This window comes from Zobellia nedashkovskayae, assembly GCF_015330125.1.
In the GTDB taxonomy this organism is placed as follows: Bacteria; Bacteroidota; Bacteroidia; order Flavobacteriales; family Flavobacteriaceae; genus Zobellia; species Zobellia nedashkovskayae.
The window spans coordinates 687,106-704,202 of the sequence record NZ_JADDXR010000002.1 but is presented as its reverse complement, the minus strand read 5'-3'; the positions used below and the strand labels follow the sequence as shown (position 1 = coordinate 704,202).

13 protein-coding genes are annotated in these 17,097 nt (G+C 38.1%); 12 read left to right on the top strand and 1 reads right to left on the bottom strand.

The genetic code is table 11. The annotated features are described in order from the left end of the window. The first annotated feature begins 16 nt into the window (after positions 1 to 16). The 7 genes from nrfD to IWB64_RS02985 all read left to right on the top strand — a co-directional run bounded on the left by nrfD (position 17) and on the right by IWB64_RS02985 (position 8,250). Positions 17 to 1,768, top strand: coding sequence for an NrfD/PsrC family molybdoenzyme membrane anchor subunit (gene nrfD / locus IWB64_RS03015; protein ID WP_194532612.1), 1,752 nt, complete (start codon positions 17 to 19; stop codon positions 1,766 to 1,768). A gap of 2 nt (positions 1,769 to 1,770) precedes the next feature. Then, positions 1,771 to 2,301 (top strand): DUF3341 domain-containing protein, encoded by a 531-nt coding sequence (locus IWB64_RS03010; protein WP_155594810.1) that lies wholly within the window; start codon positions 1,771 to 1,773, stop codon positions 2,299 to 2,301. A 2-nt stretch (positions 2,302 to 2,303) separates the two neighbouring features. Beyond that, positions 2,304 to 2,864, top strand: a complete 561-nt coding sequence (locus IWB64_RS03005) for a c-type cytochrome (RefSeq protein ID WP_194532611.1) — start codon at positions 2,304 to 2,306, stop codon at positions 2,862 to 2,864. Positions 2,865 to 2,880: 16 nt separating this feature from the next. Then, the gene (locus IWB64_RS03000) at positions 2,881 to 4,233 is read left to right on the top strand and encodes a quinol:cytochrome C oxidoreductase (RefSeq protein WP_194532610.1); all 1,353 of its coding nucleotides are present in this window, start codon (positions 2,881 to 2,883) and stop codon (positions 4,231 to 4,233) included. Positions 4,234 to 4,263: 30 nt separating this feature from the next. Next, positions 4,264 to 5,367: a cytochrome c oxidase subunit II gene (locus tag IWB64_RS02995; protein ID WP_194532609.1), complete on the top strand. Its 1,104-nt coding sequence runs from the start codon at positions 4,264 to 4,266 to the stop codon at positions 5,365 to 5,367. A gap of 75 nt (positions 5,368 to 5,442) precedes the next feature. Then, complete coding sequence (locus IWB64_RS02990; protein ID WP_194532608.1) at positions 5,443 to 7,272, top strand: cytochrome c oxidase subunit I; 1,830 nt, start codon at positions 5,443 to 5,445, stop codon at positions 7,270 to 7,272. A 156-nt stretch (positions 7,273 to 7,428) separates the two neighbouring features. After that, positions 7,429 to 8,250 carry a GIN domain-containing protein gene (locus IWB64_RS02985; protein ID WP_194532607.1) on the top strand — a complete coding sequence of 274 codons (822 nt, stop codon included), beginning with the start codon at positions 7,429 to 7,431 and terminating at the stop codon, positions 8,248 to 8,250. 17 nt (positions 8,251 to 8,267) lie between these two features. On the opposite strand, the gene IWB64_RS02980 is transcribed toward IWB64_RS02985, so the two are convergent. Continuing rightward, the gene (locus tag IWB64_RS02980; RefSeq protein WP_194532606.1) at positions 8,268 to 10,532 is read right to left on the bottom strand and encodes an acyl-CoA dehydrogenase family protein; all 2,265 of its coding nucleotides are present in this window, start codon (positions 10,530 to 10,532) and stop codon (positions 8,268 to 8,270) included. A gap of 119 nt (positions 10,533 to 10,651) precedes the next feature. Here IWB64_RS02980 and ruvB point away from each other — a divergent pair, with 119 nt between their 5' ends. The 5 genes from ruvB (at position 10,652) to ruvA (ending at position 17,093) form a co-directional block, all read left to right on the top strand. Further along, positions 10,652 to 11,674 carry a Holliday junction branch migration DNA helicase RuvB gene (gene ruvB, locus IWB64_RS02975; protein WP_194532605.1) on the top strand — a complete coding sequence of 341 codons (1,023 nt, stop codon included), beginning with the start codon at positions 10,652 to 10,654 and terminating at the stop codon, positions 11,672 to 11,674. Between the two features lies 1 nt (position 11,675). After that, positions 11,676 to 12,596 carry a tRNA epoxyqueuosine(34) reductase QueG gene (queG, locus tag IWB64_RS02970; RefSeq protein WP_194532604.1) on the top strand — a complete coding sequence of 307 codons (921 nt, stop codon included), beginning with the start codon at positions 11,676 to 11,678 and terminating at the stop codon, positions 12,594 to 12,596. A gap of 121 nt (positions 12,597 to 12,717) precedes the next feature. After that, complete coding sequence (locus IWB64_RS02965) at positions 12,718 to 14,034, top strand: MFS transporter (RefSeq protein WP_194532603.1); 1,317 nt, start codon at positions 12,718 to 12,720, stop codon at positions 14,032 to 14,034. A 119-nt stretch (positions 14,035 to 14,153) separates the two neighbouring features. Further along, positions 14,154 to 16,451, top strand: a complete 2,298-nt coding sequence (locus tag IWB64_RS02960) for an NADP-dependent malic enzyme (protein ID WP_194532602.1) — start codon at positions 14,154 to 14,156, stop codon at positions 16,449 to 16,451. 60 nt (positions 16,452 to 16,511) lie between these two features. Then, the gene (gene ruvA / locus IWB64_RS02955) at positions 16,512 to 17,093 is read left to right on the top strand and encodes a Holliday junction branch migration protein RuvA (protein WP_194532601.1); all 582 of its coding nucleotides are present in this window, start codon (positions 16,512 to 16,514) and stop codon (positions 17,091 to 17,093) included. The last annotated feature ends 4 nt before the right edge of the window (positions 17,094 to 17,097 follow it).

Here is a 17,097-nt window from a genome sequence, read left to right as displayed (position 1 = left end):
ACTATAATAGAATTATATGGCGTCGCATTACGAAGCACCTATACGAAAGCCCTTAGTTGTCGGGGATAAAGGCTACCACGATGTTAGTGTGGATATTGCCGCTCCGGTTGAGGGTAGGGCCAATAAGCATTGGTGGATTGTGTTTTCCATTGCCTTAGTGGCATTTCTTTGGGGTGTTGGTTGTATTATTTATACAGTCTCTACCGGTATTGGAACATGGGGTTTGAACAAGACCGTGAACTGGGCTTGGGATATTACCAACTTTGTTTGGTGGGTAGGTATCGGTCACGCGGGTACTCTAATATCCGCTGTACTATTATTGTTCCGTCAAAAATGGAGAATGGCTATTAACCGTTCAGCGGAGGCTATGACTATTTTCTCTGTTGTTCAGGCGGGTCTGTTCCCAATTATTCACATGGGTCGTCCTTGGTTGGCGTACTGGGTATTACCTATTCCTAACCAATTTGGTTCACTATGGGTGAACTTTAACTCACCGTTACTTTGGGATGTATTTGCAATTTCAACTTATTTATCTGTATCATTGGTTTTCTGGTGGACAGGTTTGCTTCCTGATTTTGCGATGATTCGTGATAGAGCGGTACTTCCTTTCCAAAAGAAGATATATGGTCTCTTAAGTTTTGGATGGAGTGGTAGAGCAAAAGATTGGCAGCGTTTTGAAGAAGTATCATTGGTTTTGGCTGGTTTGGCTACGCCACTTGTACTTTCTGTACATACCATTGTATCTTTTGACTTTGCAACTGCAGTAATACCAGGATGGCATACAACTATATTCCCTCCATACTTTGTTGCTGGTGCAATTTTCTCTGGATTTGCAATGGTGAACACGCTTTTGATTATCATGCGTAAAGTGTGTCATTTAGAAGATTATATTACTGTTCAACATATTGAGTTAATGAACATCGTTATCATGTTAACAGGTTCTATTGTAGGTTGTGCTTACATAACAGAACTTTTTATGGCTTGGTATTCTGGTGTAGAGTACGAACAATACGCATTCTTGAACAGAGCAACCGGACCTTACTGGTGGGCATATTGGTCAATGATGACTTGTAATGTATTCTCTCCACAGTTTATGTGGTTCAAAAAATTACGTACGAGTATCATGTTCTCATTTGCAATTTCTATTGTAGTGAACATAGGTATGTGGTTTGAACGTTTTGTAATTATCGTTACTTCGCTTCACCGTGATTACCTTCCATCTTCTTGGACGATGTTCTCACCAACGTTTGTGGATATAGGAATCTTTGTAGGTACTATTGGATTCTTCTTTGTATTGTTCTTACTGTACGCTAGAACGTTCCCGGTAATTGCTCAGGCAGAGGTTAAATCTATTTTGAAATCGTCTGGAAGCAAGTACAAGAAATTGAGAGATGCGGGTCAGCCATTATATCAGATTACTAAATTAACTGAAACGACTACAAAAGAGGAAGTTATTACTGATGATGTTTTGATGGGTGAAGTTGTTCCTCAGCAAGATACTAGCGAAAGTGTATCGGAGCTTTTAAGTACTATCGGTAAATTTGATGCTACTAAAGAGACGGCAGATAATCTTAAAGAAATTAAAGGTGTTGGGCCACAGATGGAAGCAACTCTTAATGGAATTGGAATTTTCACTTTTGCCCAGGTAGGTAGAATGACCAATAAAGAGTATGATTTGTTAGATTCAATTACCGAATCGTTCCCAGGTAGGGCGCAAAGAGATGATTGGGCAGGTCAAGCAATATTATTAAACAATAAGAAACAATAGCTATGGCATCTAAAGCGATACATGCATATTATGATGATGATGACGTGCTAATGCTTGCCGTTAAACGGGTAAAGGCAGCCAAGCATCACATCGAAGAAGTTTATTGTCCATTTCCTGTTCATGGTTTGGACAAAGCCATGGGTCTGGCTCCAACACGTATTGCCATAACATCTTTCATTTATGGCTGTATTGGTCTTTCTGTAGCTACTCTTATGATGAATTATATCATGATAGAGGATTGGCCTCAGGACATTGGTGGTAAGCCTAGTTTTAGTTACATAGAGAATATGCCGTCTTTCGTTCCAATTATGTTCGAACTTACGGTATTCTTTGCGGCTCACTTAATGGTAATTACCTTTTATATGAGAAGCCGTCTGTGGCCTTTTAAAGAAGCTGAAAATCCAGATGTTCGTACTACTGACGACCATTTTTTAATGGAAATCGATATTCACGATAATGAGAAAGAATTGAAGGATCTGTTGTTGGATACAGGGGCAGTAGAGATAAACATAGTTGAAAAAACCAGTCATTAAATATGAACAGTTTTAGCAAAATAGGAATCGTTTTTGGGTTGCTACTGTGTGTTACGGCATGTGCCGATAAGAACAGTCCCAACTATCAATATATGCCTAACATGTACGAACCGGTAGGTTACGAGGCTTACGGAGAGGTAGGTTTTCTTCCAAATGGTCAAGAAGCTATGGTTCCACCGGCAAATACAATTTCACGTGGATGGATACCTTATGGGTATGAAAATACACCTGAGGGTAAAGAGTTGGCAAGAATTCAAAGTAGCCCTTTAGATTCTTTGAATATGGAGGAAGATTTGGCCGTTGGTGGTCAGTTGTATACCATATATTGTGCTATTTGCCATGGAGATAAGGGAGATGGACAAGGTACACTGGTTAAGAGAGAGAAGATTTTGGGAGTTCCGAAATATTCAGATCCAGCCAGAAACATTACAATTGGTACTACTTACCATACCATTCATTACGGATTGAACTCTATGGGTTCTTATGCATCTCAGATGAATACAAAAGAGATGTGGCAAGTTTCAGAGTACGTGATGAAATTGAAACAAGACTTAACTAAATAATACTTAGAAAAGGGATATGTATACGTTTTCAAACAAATTAAAGATCGGTTCCTTTATTTTAATGGCTCTTGGGATACTAGGTATTGCTATCGGATTCATATCGGCACCTAGTACAGTTGAGGAGGCAAAAGCTATAGTTGCCAGTCATGGTGATGGGCATGGAGATGCACATGGTGCTGTTGATGCCCATGAGGTTACTGCTCATGAAGTTTCTGCGGGAGCTCATGGAGAAGCAGCGGAAGCACATGGAGAGTCACATGATTCTTCGCACGACGAACATCTTTTACATCAATTACAGAACAAGCCATGGGCAGCATTATATGTAGCCGCATTCTTTTTCTTTATGATTGCTTTAGGTGTATTGGCTTTTTATGCAATACAGAGGGCGGCCCAAGCGGGTTGGTCGCCATTACTTTTTAGAGTAATGGAAGGCATAACGTCTTATTTGGTACCTGGTGGTATCATTGTGTTTGTGATTTTAGCGTTGTCTATGTTTCATATGAACCACTTGTTTGTTTGGGCAGATGCAGATGTTGTTGCAAATGATCATCTTCTACAAGGGAAGTCAGGTTACTTAAACCCTACGTTCTTTTTGATTCGTGCAGCTGTGTTTTTAGGAGGATGGATATTTTACAGAGAATACTCTAGAAAATTATCATTAAAACAAGATGAGTCCGATGACAACTCTAGTTTTAAATTGAATTTCAGAATATCTGCTGCTTTCTTGGTGTTTTATTTGATTTCAGAATCAATTATGTCATGGGACTGGATTATGAGTGTTGACCCGCACTGGTTCAGTACATTGTTCGGATGGTATGTGTTTGCTAGTATGTTTGTATCGGGAATTACTGTAATTGCCATGGTAACTATATACTTAAAGTCTAGAGGGTATTTGCCAGATGTTAATGATAGCCATATACACGATTTAGCTAAATTCATGTTCGGTATCAGTATTTTTTGGACGTACCTTTGGTTCTCGCAATTTATGTTGATTTGGTATTCAAACATTCCTGAAGAGATTACCTACTTCATAACAAGAATAGAAGATTATAGATTACCATTCTTCGGAATGATTGCAATGAACTTTTTGTTCCCTGTATTACTTTTAATGAATAGCGATTACAAACGTCTTAATTGGTTTGTTATTATGGCAGGTGTTGTTATTCTTGGAGGGCACTACATGGATATTTTCAATATGATTATGCCATCAACGGTAGGTGATCAGTGGTTTATAGGTATTCCTGAAATAGGAGCTGTACTTTTCTTTGCAGGCTTATTTATTTTCTGGGTGTTCCGTGCTTTAACAAATGCACCTTTACAACCTAAACGGAATCCGTTTATTGAAGAAAGCAGACATTTTCATTATTAGTATTTTTAACGTATAATAGTAGAACATACGATGACTACATTATTGACTTTAGTGGTTTTGGCCCTTGTCGCGATAGCGATATGGCAAATGACGAAGATTTTCGAATTGTCACAGCTCAAGGCCGAAAATTCTCAAATAGCCAACGATTCGGATAACAAAACGAACGGATACCTTCTGTTTGCTTTTCTTATCTTCATCTATGGAATTACAATTTTCAGTTTCTGGAAATATTCTAAATTCTTGCTTCCTGAAGCAGGTTCTGCACATGGTGCCGAGTATGATTCCTTAATGTTGGTGTCTTTTGTTATCATCTTTATGGTTCAAACACTTACGCAGGGACTATTACATTATTTTGGTTATAAATATCGTGGTGTAAAGGGTAATAGAGCTCTTTTCTTTGCAGACAGTGATCGTTTGGAATTTATATGGACTATCATTCCAGTTATTGTTTTATCAGGTCTTATTCTTTGGGGTTTGTACACTTGGACAACCATTATGGATATCAACGATGACGATGATCCTTTAATTGTGGAGCTTTATGCGCAACAATTTAACTGGACAGCCAGATATGGTGGTGAAGATAACGTTCTTGGTAAAGCTAATGTTAGAATGATTGATATAGACAAAGCCAATGTTCTTGGTTTAGATGAATCTGATACGTATGCGGCCGATGATATTATTGTTAAAGAGCTTCATTTACCTGTAGGTAGAAAAGTAAACTTTAAAATGCGTTCTCAAGATGTATTACACTCTGCATATATGCCCCATTTTAGGGCTCAGATGAATTGTGTTCCAGGTATGATTACGCAATTTTCTTTTACACCTATATTTACTACGGAACAGATGCGACAGAATCCGGATGTAGCAGATAAGGTAAAACGTACCAATGTAATCAGAGCTGAAAGAGCAGCAAATGGGGAAGATAATTCAGACCCTTGGGAATTTGATTATATTCTTCTTTGTAATAAAATATGTGGAAAGTCTCACTACAACATGCAAATGAAGATCATTGTAGAGACGCAAGAGGAGTATGATGCTTGGATAGCCGAACAGAAAACCTTCGGGCAAAATGTGATGGGTCAAGCATCAACAGATGAATTCAAGAATATTGAGTCCGCTACAGCTAGTCATTAATACGCACTAACGTATTAGTAAGAGGTAGTCGGGAGGAGCTTTAAAAGAAAATTTTAAAATTAAAGAATAACAAATATGTCTGTTACTGCAAATGCACAGGTTGATGATCATGCACATGACGATCATGAGCATCACCACAAACAAACCTTTGTAACCAAATATATATTTAGTCAGGATCATAAAATGATCTCTAAACAGTATTTGATTCTTGGTGTATTCGTTATGGGGGCAATTGGTATTGCAATGTCTCTTTTGTTTCGTATGCAATTGGCTTGGCCTGGAGAATCTTTTTCTGTTTTCGAAGCTTTATTGGGTAAATGGGCACCTGAAGGTGTTATGGATGCTGACGTGTATTTAGCATTAGTTACTATACACGGAACTATCATGGTATTCTTTGTATTAACTCAAGGCTTGAGTGGTACATTTAGTAACCTCCTTATTCCGTTGCAGATTGGTGCAAGAGATATGGCATCTGGTTTTATGAATATGCTATCCTTTTGGATGTTTTTCGTTTCATGTGTCATAATGTTATCTTCCTTGTTTTTGGAAGCTGGTCCAGCTGCTGCAGGATGGACAATTTATCCTCCATTAAGTGCTTTACCTATGGCTCAACCAGGTTCTGGTATGGGTATGACGCTTTGGTTGGTAGCAATGGCAATATTTATTGCTTCATCACTTATAGGGTCTTTGAATTACGTGGTAACGGTAATTAACCTTCGTACGAAAGGGATGTCTATGACAAGATTACCTTTAACTATTTGGGCATTTTTTGTAACAGCTATTATTGGTATTATATCATTTCCAGTATTATTGTCAGCAGCATTATTGTTGATAATGGATAGAAGTTTTGGTACATCTTTCTTCTTGTCCGATATATTCATACAAGGTGAAGTTTTACATTACCAAGGTGGTTCTCCCGTATTATATGAACACCTTTTCTGGTTTTTGGGTCACCCTGAGGTTTATATTGTAATCTTACCAGCAATGGGTATTGTATCTGAGGTAATGGCAGTAAATGCTAGAAAACCTATTTTTGGATATCGTGCAATGATTGCCTCTATTTTGGCAATTGCCTTCTTATCTACAATTGTTTGGGGTCACCATATGTTTATCTCTGGTATGAACCCGTTCTTAGGATCGGTATTTACATTTACTACATTATTAATTGCTATACCATCTGCAGTAAAAGCCTTTAACTGGATTACTACACTTTGGAAAGGTAACCTACAATTGAATCCGGCCATGCTGTTTTCAATAGGTATGGTTTCTACCTTTATTACTGGGGGTCTTACGGGTATTGTGTTAGGTGATAGTACATTAGATATTAATGTTCATGATACCTATTTTGTAATTGCTCACTTCCACTTGGTAATGGGTATATCTGCACTATACGGGATGTTTGCTGGTATTTACCACTGGTTCCCTATAATGTTCGAAGGTAAAATGATGAACAAGAACTTAGGGTATATCCATTTCTGGATTACTGCTGTTGGATCGTATGGTATATTCTTTCCAATGCACTTTGTTGGTATGGCAGGGGTTCCAAGACGTTACTATGAGAATACAGCTTTCCCAATGTTTGATGAATTGACAGATATTCAAGTATTGATGACCGTGTTTGCAATAATTACGGCTAGTGCACAACTTATATTTGTGTTTAACTTTGTAAGAAGCATTTTCTACGGTAAGGTAGGGCCTAGAAATCCATGGCAAGCAACTACTTTGGAATGGACTACTCCACAAGAGCATATCCATGGTAACTGGCCTGGTGCTATTCCTGAAGTTCACCGTTGGGCTTATGATTATAGTAAGGTAGATGAGAATGATGAGTATATTATTCCAGGACAGGATTTTGTCCCTCAAACATTGCCTTTACAGAAAGATGAAGAAGAGCTTCAGCATTAAATTATAGATTAACTCAAATAAAAATGCCTAACTTTTATAGTTAGGCATTTTTTTTGATACATTTATTTGAGATCATTTCCGGATAAGAACAATAAAAGATACATTCGCAGATTATAAGTTATTAACCTAACCCACTTGTACCAAAGACACTATACCATGAAAATATCAGTTTTTCTATTTGCTTTAATAATTTCGTTTCAAGCCTTTTCTCAACGAAAACCAAAAATAAAGGGGAACAAAGAAGTAGTAGATGTATACCAAGAATTACCACCTTTCCATGCTATTGAGTTACGAGATGATCTGGAAATAAGGTTACACGACTCTACGGAAGAAGGTATAGCAATTACTGCAGATGATAATCTTATAGATGTTCTTAGATTTAAGGTAGAAGATAGTGTTTTACAAATTAGCTCGTTTTATAATATTACCCGAAAGAAGAAGTTGGAAATTACGGTTAATTATATTTACCTTGAATCTATTACGATGTATGATGGGGAGATAGATATGGATGGAGCTATTACTTCAAAAGACCTTTATGTAGATATGCATGAGTCATCCAAATTGAACTTGAATGCAGATGCAGAAGTTTTCAATATTAATATGGAAGGGAACAGTTCAGGAGAATTTAATCTAAGAGGTCAAGAAGTTAACATGGTACTTAAAGATAGGGTGGATGTTAAAATATTTTCGAATAGTGATTTGAGTAATGTTAAAATGTACAAAAATGCAACGGCAATACTCGAAGGGACTACCTATGAATTATATGTCAACCTTTTAGAAAATTCAAAAATGAAAGGCGAGAAGTTAGAAGCAGAAGCTATTTATCTAACTATAGAAGAATCTGCAAGTGCTTATGTGAGGCCTGTCAAAACCATACAACTTACCTCTAGTGGTAGCGCTAAAACACATTTGTATGGAGAATCCAAAATTGAAATCATTGATTTCTTAGATACTTCAGAGTTACTTAAAGAAAAGTAGTTATGCCAAATTATAGCTTAATTTGCTATAGGAGCACTCATACAGTACTCGGGAATACCAAAACCATCAACCAGTACCTCAATATGAGGTCTTAGCTCGGTACATAAGCGTTCTACTCGTTGGCGTATAGCCTTTGATTTGGTTCCGCCAATATAACCTTGTTCTAGATACCACTCTGCATCTTGTCGTATAGTACGTAACGCATGAAGCGTACCTAACTTCTGAAATAAAGCACGATTCTTATCATCTTCTATAGTTTCTACAAAGTCACAATATGTAGTATAGGCCAATTCGTTACTGTAGGCTTTTCCTAAGGCAACTAAATGACTTTGTACTTTTAAAAAGGCTTGGTATGAGGGTACTCCCTTTTTGATATAATCTCGTATACGCATAGCCAATGAATAGGTAAGGCGTCTCGTATGGTAATCAAAAGCGTGTTTATGAAACTTAGGATTGTACAGATGGTCTTTATCTATCTTGTTCGTGTAAATAGGGTTAATGGTCGTTAACTTATCATTTATCTGCATACCTAGTATTTTCAGTACGGCAGAGAACCCAGCGCTATTAAACTCAGATTTAAAGTCAGATAGAACTCCCTTTGCAGCCAATAATAGCAATACCGTATTATCACCTTCAAAAGTGGTAAAGATGTCTACATCGCCTTTTAGGTCTGCTATTCTATTTTCTAAAAGGTATCCTTTTCCGCCACAAGCTTCACGACATTCTTGAATGGTATCGTTGGCGTACCAAGTAATTATGGACTTTAGTCCAGCTACTTGGGTTTCTACTTTTCGCTTATCTGGTTCAGACGGGTCGCAATACTGTTGCATCATCTTGTCTAGAGTAACATGATACACATAGGCGCTAGCCACTAAAGGTGTGAGACGCAATTGATGCGTAGGGTAGTCCATTAAAAGGTCTTCTTGCACTTTTATGCTGTCATTAAACTGTCTTCGCTTTAATGCGTGTTTAATAGCAACGGCTAAAGAGAATTTGGCGCCTCCTAGACCTGCTCGTGCTACACAGATTCTTCCGCCAACCAGAGTCCCCAGCATGGTAAAGAAGCGCTTATTTGGGTTTTTGATGTCAGAATAATAGGTGCCATCTTCTTTGATGTCTCCGTATTTGTTTAATAGATTTTCTCTGGGTACAGCAACTTGGTTAAACCATATTTTACCATTGTCAACTCCGTTTAGACCCAATTTGTAACCATTATCTTCTATAATTACACCTGGTAGAAGCTCGTGCTTCTCATTTCTAAGCGGAACAAGAATAGCATGTACGCCTTCGTTTTTTCCGTTGACAATAAGTTGGGCGAATACCGAGGCCATTTTGGAATGCAATGCATTTCCAATATATTCTTTGTTGTCGTTTTTTCCTGGAGTGTGAATAACGATTTGGTTTGTCTTGTTGTCGTACGTTGCAGTTGTTTTAATACCACGTACATTGGAACCATGACCCGTTTCAGTCATGGCAAAACAACCCAAAAGTTCGGTCTTGCCTGTTTTTGCTAAGTACTGGTCGTGGTGTTTTTTGGTTCCTAATTTTTGTATACTTCCGCCAAAGAGTCCAAATTGAACACCGAATTTTATAGACAGGCTACCATCAACAAACATCATATTTTCGAACATGTAGGCGTAGCCTTCCATATCGTTGGTCCCGCCATATGCTTCTGGGTATGCCATGGCGCCATAGCCTTTATCAGCTAAGAATTTTACTTGGTTTAGAACAACCTCCCTAAAGTCTTCTTTGTTTCTATGAACATCCCATTTAAAAATAGGGTCTGCAAGCACCTTTCTAAAATAATCAACCACTTTTACATGCTTTCCTTTTAAAATAGTATCAATCTCATCTGCATTATAAAAGTCGGAGGTAGCTTCATGGGCTACTTCCACATCAAAAAGATGATTGTAGTGGTTAGGTTGAATGCCTAGCTGTATTTCAATATATTTTAATTGTTCGTTAAATGGACATTCACCTTTGTAATGGGAAACTACTTTTTGACTGAACGCTGCTAAAGGGTACGTTTCACTTTCAACCAATTTTACGGCCGAGTTAGAAATTGTTTGTTTCCATTTTTTTAGTTCTGAATTTGCAGGTGGATTATTCGTGTCAAGCCATTCAAGCAATTGCGCCCGACTTTTTTCGGACAAGGTTTTATCTGCATCTATAGCATTTTGTACTACATTAATTTCTGATGCCGTAAGCAGGTCGTCAGACCAAATGACATAGTAGAAAGGAATGTATTGAAGTATTTCTGAAGAGTAAGTGGAGTCTTGCATGGAATGAAATTACGAAAATTATTTTCACAAAAAGTAGGTTTCTAGCCAAATAGGAAACGATAGATTAGGGTCATGAAGTATAGTGGGCTTGTTTCTTTTTCTGCTATCTTTGTTTTGATATGAACGAGTACTTAGACGCCGAAGGGGAGAATTTTACTCCTGAGGAATTTGATATAGAAAGAGCTTTACGCCCCATAAGTTTTGATGACTTTACGGGTCAAGAGCAGGTTTTGGAGAATTTAAAGGTTTTTGTGGAAGCGGCCAACCAAAGGGGCGAAGCGTTAGATCACACTTTGTTTCATGGTCCTCCTGGTTTAGGTAAAACCACTTTGGCACATATTCTGGCGAGTGAATTAGGAGTGGGAATCAAAATTACTTCTGGTCCTGTTTTGGATAAACCAGGAGATCTTGCGGGTCTTCTTACAAATCTCGATGAACGCGATGTTCTTTTTATAGATGAGATCCACCGGTTGAGCCCGATTGTAGAAGAGTACCTGTATTCTGCCATGGAGGATTATAAAATTGATATCATGATTGAGTCGGGTCCTAATGCCCGGTCAGTACAGATAAACCTTAATCCGTTTACGCTTATAGGAGCCACCACCCGATCAGGGTTGTTAACAGCGCCTATGCGTGCACGATTTGGTATCCAAAGCCGTTTGCAGTATTATTCTACTGAGTTGCTTTCTACCATTGTTGAACGTAGTGCAGAAATATTGAAAGTAGAGATTAATCAAGATGCAGCTATTGAAATTGCAGGTAGAAGTAGGGGAACACCTAGAATCTGTAATGCCTTATTAAGAAGGGTTCGGGATTTTGCACAGATCAAGGGTAACGGAAATATAGATATGGAAATCTCCAAGTACAGCCTTAAAGCTTTGAATGTTGATGCGCACGGTTTGGATGAGATGGATAATAAGATCCTAACGACAATAATAGATAAATTTAAAGGAGGACCAGTGGGTATAACTACGCTGGCAACGGCAGTTTCTGAAAGTGCTGAAACTATTGAAGAAGTCTATGAGCCTTTTTTGATACAACAAGGTTTTATCATGCGAACACCACGTGGACGCGAAGTAACCGATTTGGCCTATAAACACCTAGGAAGGCTCAAAGGAGGGGTGCAACCCGGGTTGTTTTAATATGAACTCCAAAGAGAAATACTCAGAACTTATTAAGACCGAAGCCAAACGCCTCGGTTTTTTGTCTTGTGGTATTTCCAAAGCCGATTTCTTAGAAGAGGAAGCACCTCGACTTGAAAAATGGCTCAATAATAACATGAACGGCGAAATGTCGTACATGGCCAACCATTTTGATAAACGACTAGATCCGCGTTTATTGGTAGATGGCGCTAAGTCCGTTATTTCTTTGTTGCTCAATTATTATCCTGAAGAATTACAAGGAGGCGAGACGTATAAAATATCTAAGTACGCTTACGGCCACGATTACCACCACGTTATTAAATCAAAATTGCGTGAACTTCAAAATTTTATCTCTGATAATATAGGCGAGGTAGGGGGTAGGGCTTTTGTAGATTCTGCTCCCGTACTGGATAAGGCATGGGCTGCAAAAAGCGGATTGGGTTGGATGGGTAAACACAGCAATTTACTTACCCAGCAGGTGGGATCCTTCTATTTTATTGCCGAACTTATTGTTGATTTGGATTTAGAATATGATACTCGTGTTACGGACCATTGCGGTACATGTACCGCCTGTATAGATTCTTGTCCAACGGAGGCCATTGTTGAGCCGTATGTGGTTGACGGAAGTAAATGTATTTCTTACTTTACCATAGAGCTTAAAAACGAGATTCCTACGGAGTTTGAAGGCAAGTTTGATGATTGGGCCTTTGGTTGTGATGTATGTCAAGATGTGTGTCCGTGGAATCGTTTTTCTAAACCTCATAAAGAACCATTGTTCAATCCACATCCTGAACTGCTGTCTATGTCGAAAAAAGATTGGGAAGAAATTACCGAGGATGTTTTTAGAAAGGTTTTTCAGAAGTCTGCCGTAAAACGAACAAAATTTTCAGGTTTACAGCGAAACATAAAGTTTTTAAAATAGTTGTTCGCTCTACGAAAACGATAGAGTTAGTCATCTTTAAGATTTTCCTGTTAAGTTCTTTCCGGTGGAGGATTTATTATCCTATATTGTTAGGTAGTTTTTAGACCAAAACCAACTTCGAATGAACTTTATTAAAAAACCTAGCTTAAGTTTTTGGCAGATTTTCAATATGAATGTAGGCTTTTTAGGCATTCAGTTTAGTTTTGGACTTCAGCAAACTGCAATCAATCCTGTTTTCCTGTTTTTAGGTGCTTCAGAAGATATGCTGCCTATTTTAAATATAGCCGGACCGGTAACCGGTTTAATAATTCAACCTATAATAGGTGCTATATCAGATAAGACCTGGTCACCTCGTTTTGGTAGGCGTAAGCCGTTTTTCTTGATTGGGGCCATTATAGGAAGTCTCTGTTTATTCGCATTTCCATTAAGTCCAGCGTTATGGTTCGCCGTAGGTCTACTGTGGATTTTAGATGTAGGGAACAATATGGCTATGGAGCCTTACCGTGCTTTTGTAGGTGATAAATTACCTGAAAAGCAATTAAGTCTTGGGTATCAAATGCAAAGTCTATTTGTAGGTGCTGGTATTGTTTTGGCTAATGCCTCAATTTTCTTATTTCAAGATTGGTTCAGTGTAGATGATGTTGTTGATGTGGCGGGTTCCATTCCAAAATGGTTGTACTATTCCTTTTTTATTGGTGCCTTCTTATCAGTAGCTACCATCCTTTGGTCGGTATTGAAAACACCTGAAATTCCACCATCAGAAGAAGAATTCGAAGAGATAAAGGCACACAAGGCCATGTCATTTGGTCAACGGTTCAATATGCCGTTCGTAGAGATAGCAAAAGCAATAAAAGAAATGCCTTCTTTTATGTGGAAACTTTCTGTAGTTTACCTTTTTCAGTGGTACGCCCTTTTTGTGTATTGGCAGTTTATAACTCCTTTGTTTATGAGTACAATGGGTTTTAATCTTTCGGAAGCCGCTGCTCAATCTGCAAAAATGAGTACTACCTACAATATTACAACTATGATTGTGGCGCTGGCTTTGGTTCCATTAGCCCTTAAATATGGAAGTAAAAAAATCTATGCGGCAAGCTTACTGGGAACCGGTCTTGCACTTTTTGCTATTCCGTATATTTCCGATTCAATCTATGTATTATTTCCAATGGTGCTCTTTGGTATAGGATGGGCCGCCATGATGGGTATACCTTATACTATGGTTGCCAAGATTGTTCCACAAGACAGGAGAGGGGTGTATATGGGTATTTTAAATATGATGATTGTCATTCCCATGGGAATAGAAACGGTAACTTTTGGACCTATCTTTAAAAACCTTCTAGGAGGTAATGCCGTGAACGCTATTTTATTTGCAGGTACGTTTTTTATTCTCGCCAGCGTATTTTCATTACGGTTAAACGTAAAAGCTGATAAGGAGGTATAAATTGTTTAAAACCTGATTTTGTAATGCAGCGAATCGGTATCTTGGAAATTTATACGGTTCACGTACTATACTTATCCGTTGAATACCCTTAAATTTGTTTTCTAAAATCTAATGGACTTATGGGCAATGAAAAACTGAGAAGGGAAGCATTGATATATCATGCTAAACCGCAGCCTGGAAAAATAAAAATCGTTCCTACAAAACCGTATTCTACACAACGCGATCTGGCTTTGGCCTATTCGCCAGGTGTAGCAGAACCTTGTCTTGAAATTGCGAAGGATAAAGAGAATGCATATAAGTATACGTCTAAAGGTAACCTTGTTGCTATCATATCTAACGGTACGGCTGTTTTGGGTCTGGGAAATATTGGTCCAGAAGCCTCTAAACCTGTTATGGAAGGTAAAGGTTTGTTATTCAAGATTTTTGCTGATATAGACGGGATTGATATTGAAGTTGATACTGAAGATGTAGATAAATTCGTTGAGACCGTAAAAATGATAGCTCCAACTTTTGGAGGAATCAATTTAGAAGATATAAAAGCCCCGGAAGCTTTTGAAATAGAAAGAAGGCTAAAAGAAGAGCTTGATATTCCGGTAATGCATGATGATCAGCATGGAACGGCAATTATTTCTGCCGCAGCATTGCTAAATGCCCTTGAATTATCTGAAAAGAAAATGAGTGAGGCACGGATTGTAATAAGTGGCGCTGGTGCCGCAGCGGTATCTTGTACCAAATTGTATAAAGCTTTTGGTGCCAAAGCCGAAAATATTGTCATGTTAGACAGTAAGGGGGTTATTAGAAAAGATGCTGAAAATCTATCTGCTTCTAAAAAAGAATTTGCTACAGATAGAAAAATAGATACGCTTTCTGAAGCAATGGTAGATGCAGATGTATTTGTAGGATTATCTATTGCTGATATCGTTACGGCTGATATGTTACTGACAATGGCCAAAAACCCTATTGTGTTTGCCATGGCTAACCCTGATCCAGAGGTAAGTTATGATTTAGCAGTAAAGACCCGTAAAGACATCATTATGGCTACAGGACGGTCTGATCATCCTAATCAGGTGAATAATGTACTTGGTTTTCCTTTTATTTTTAGAGGCGCTTTAGATGTTCGTGCTACAACTATTAACGAAGAGATGAAAATGGCCGCTGTAAAAGCATTGGCCGATCTTACCAAGCAACCTGTTCCAGAGCAGGTAAATATTGCTTATGGGGAAACTAGGTTGACTTTTGGTAAAGAATATATTATTCCAAAACCTTTTGATCAACGTTTGATAGCTGAAATTCCACCAGCCGTAGCTAAAGCAGCAATGGATAGTGGTGTGGCTAAGAACCCTATTGATGATTGGGGCCGATACAAAGAGGAATTGTTACAGCGTTCTGGTAATGATAATAAGGTAGTGCGTTTGTTGCACAACCGGGCCAAAATGAATAAAAAACGTATTGTTTTTGCAGAGGCCGATCATTTGGATGTACTTAAAACAGCACAGATCGTTTATGAAGAAGGTATTGCAGAACCTATTCTTTTAGGACGAAAAGAAGTTATTCTTGAGCTAAAAAAGGAAATAGATTTTGATGCTGATATAGAAATTTTAGACCCGACTTCTAATGAGTTTGATGAAAAACATATTCGCTACGCGACCAAGTTTTGGGAAAGTAGAAAAAGAAGTGGTACTACACTTTATAGTGCTAAAATAAGAATGAGACAGCGTAACTACTTTGGTGCTATGATGGTGCTTGAAGGTGATGCGGATGGAATGATTTCTGGATACTCAAGAGCCTACCCAACAGTAGTAAAACCTATTTTTGAAGTTATAGGGAGAGCTTCGAACGTTAAAAAGGTATCTACGGTAAACATCATGATTACAGATAAGGGACCTTTGTTCTTGTCCGATACTTCTATAAATATTGATCCAAACGCAGAAGAGATCGCTGAAATAGCACAGAATGCAGCTAATGTTGCGGCTACTTTTGGTTTTGAACCTGTATTGGCGTTATTGTCTTATGCAAACTTTGGTTCATCTAGCCATCCTCATGCTAAAAAAGTAAGAGAAGCGGTTCGTATTTTACATGAAAGAAATCCTGATTTAATCGTTGATGGTGAAATCCAAACAGATTTTGCATTAAATAAAGAGTTATTACAGAGTCAGTTTCCTTTTTCTAAACTTGCTGGTAAAAAAGTCAATACCTTGATTTTTCCTAACCTGGAAGCGGCAAACATTACTTATAAATTATTGAAAGAATTGAACCAGGCGGATAGTATTGGCCCAATCATGGTTGGTTTAAGAAGATCAGTTCATATCCTTCAATTAGGGGCAAGTGTAGATGAAATGGTAAATATGACGGCGGTTGCGGTTATAGATGCCCAAGAAAGAGAAAAAAGAAAAAAAGCCAAATCAACAAAGGCTTAATAATAGTATTCGTCCGGCTGTAATGGCCGGACAAAATAACTCCTCAAAACCACACCGAACATGATAACCCACCTCAAAGGCAAACTTGTAGAAAAGAATCCAACATATGTAGTAATAGAATGTGCTGGAGTGGGCTATTTTGTTAATATTTCTTTGAATACTTTTTCTAAGATAGGGGATTCAGAAAGTATTAGTTTATTCACCCATCTACAGGTGAAGGAAGATTCACACACGTTATTCGGTTTTTCTGAAAGGTCGGAACGTGAAATTTTTCGTCTTTTATTATCGGTTTCCGGTATTGGTTCAAGTACGGCAAGAACCATGCTTTCTTCATTGGAACCCGCTCAAATTAGGGATGCTATTGCCAATGGGGACGTGCCAACAATTCAGTCTATCAAAGGCATAGGAGCCAAAACTGCCCAACGAGTAATTCTAGACCTTCGTGACAAGATTTTAAAAGTTTACGATATAGGCGAAGTTTCCGCACTTGCGAACAATACTAATAAAGAAGAAGCGTTATCTGCTTTAGAGGTTCTTGGCTTTGTAAGAAGACAAGCCGAAAAGGTAGTTGATAAAGTACTTACCCAAGATCCCTCGCTCAGCGTAGAGAACATAATTAAACTTGCGCTTAAAAATTTATAACAAG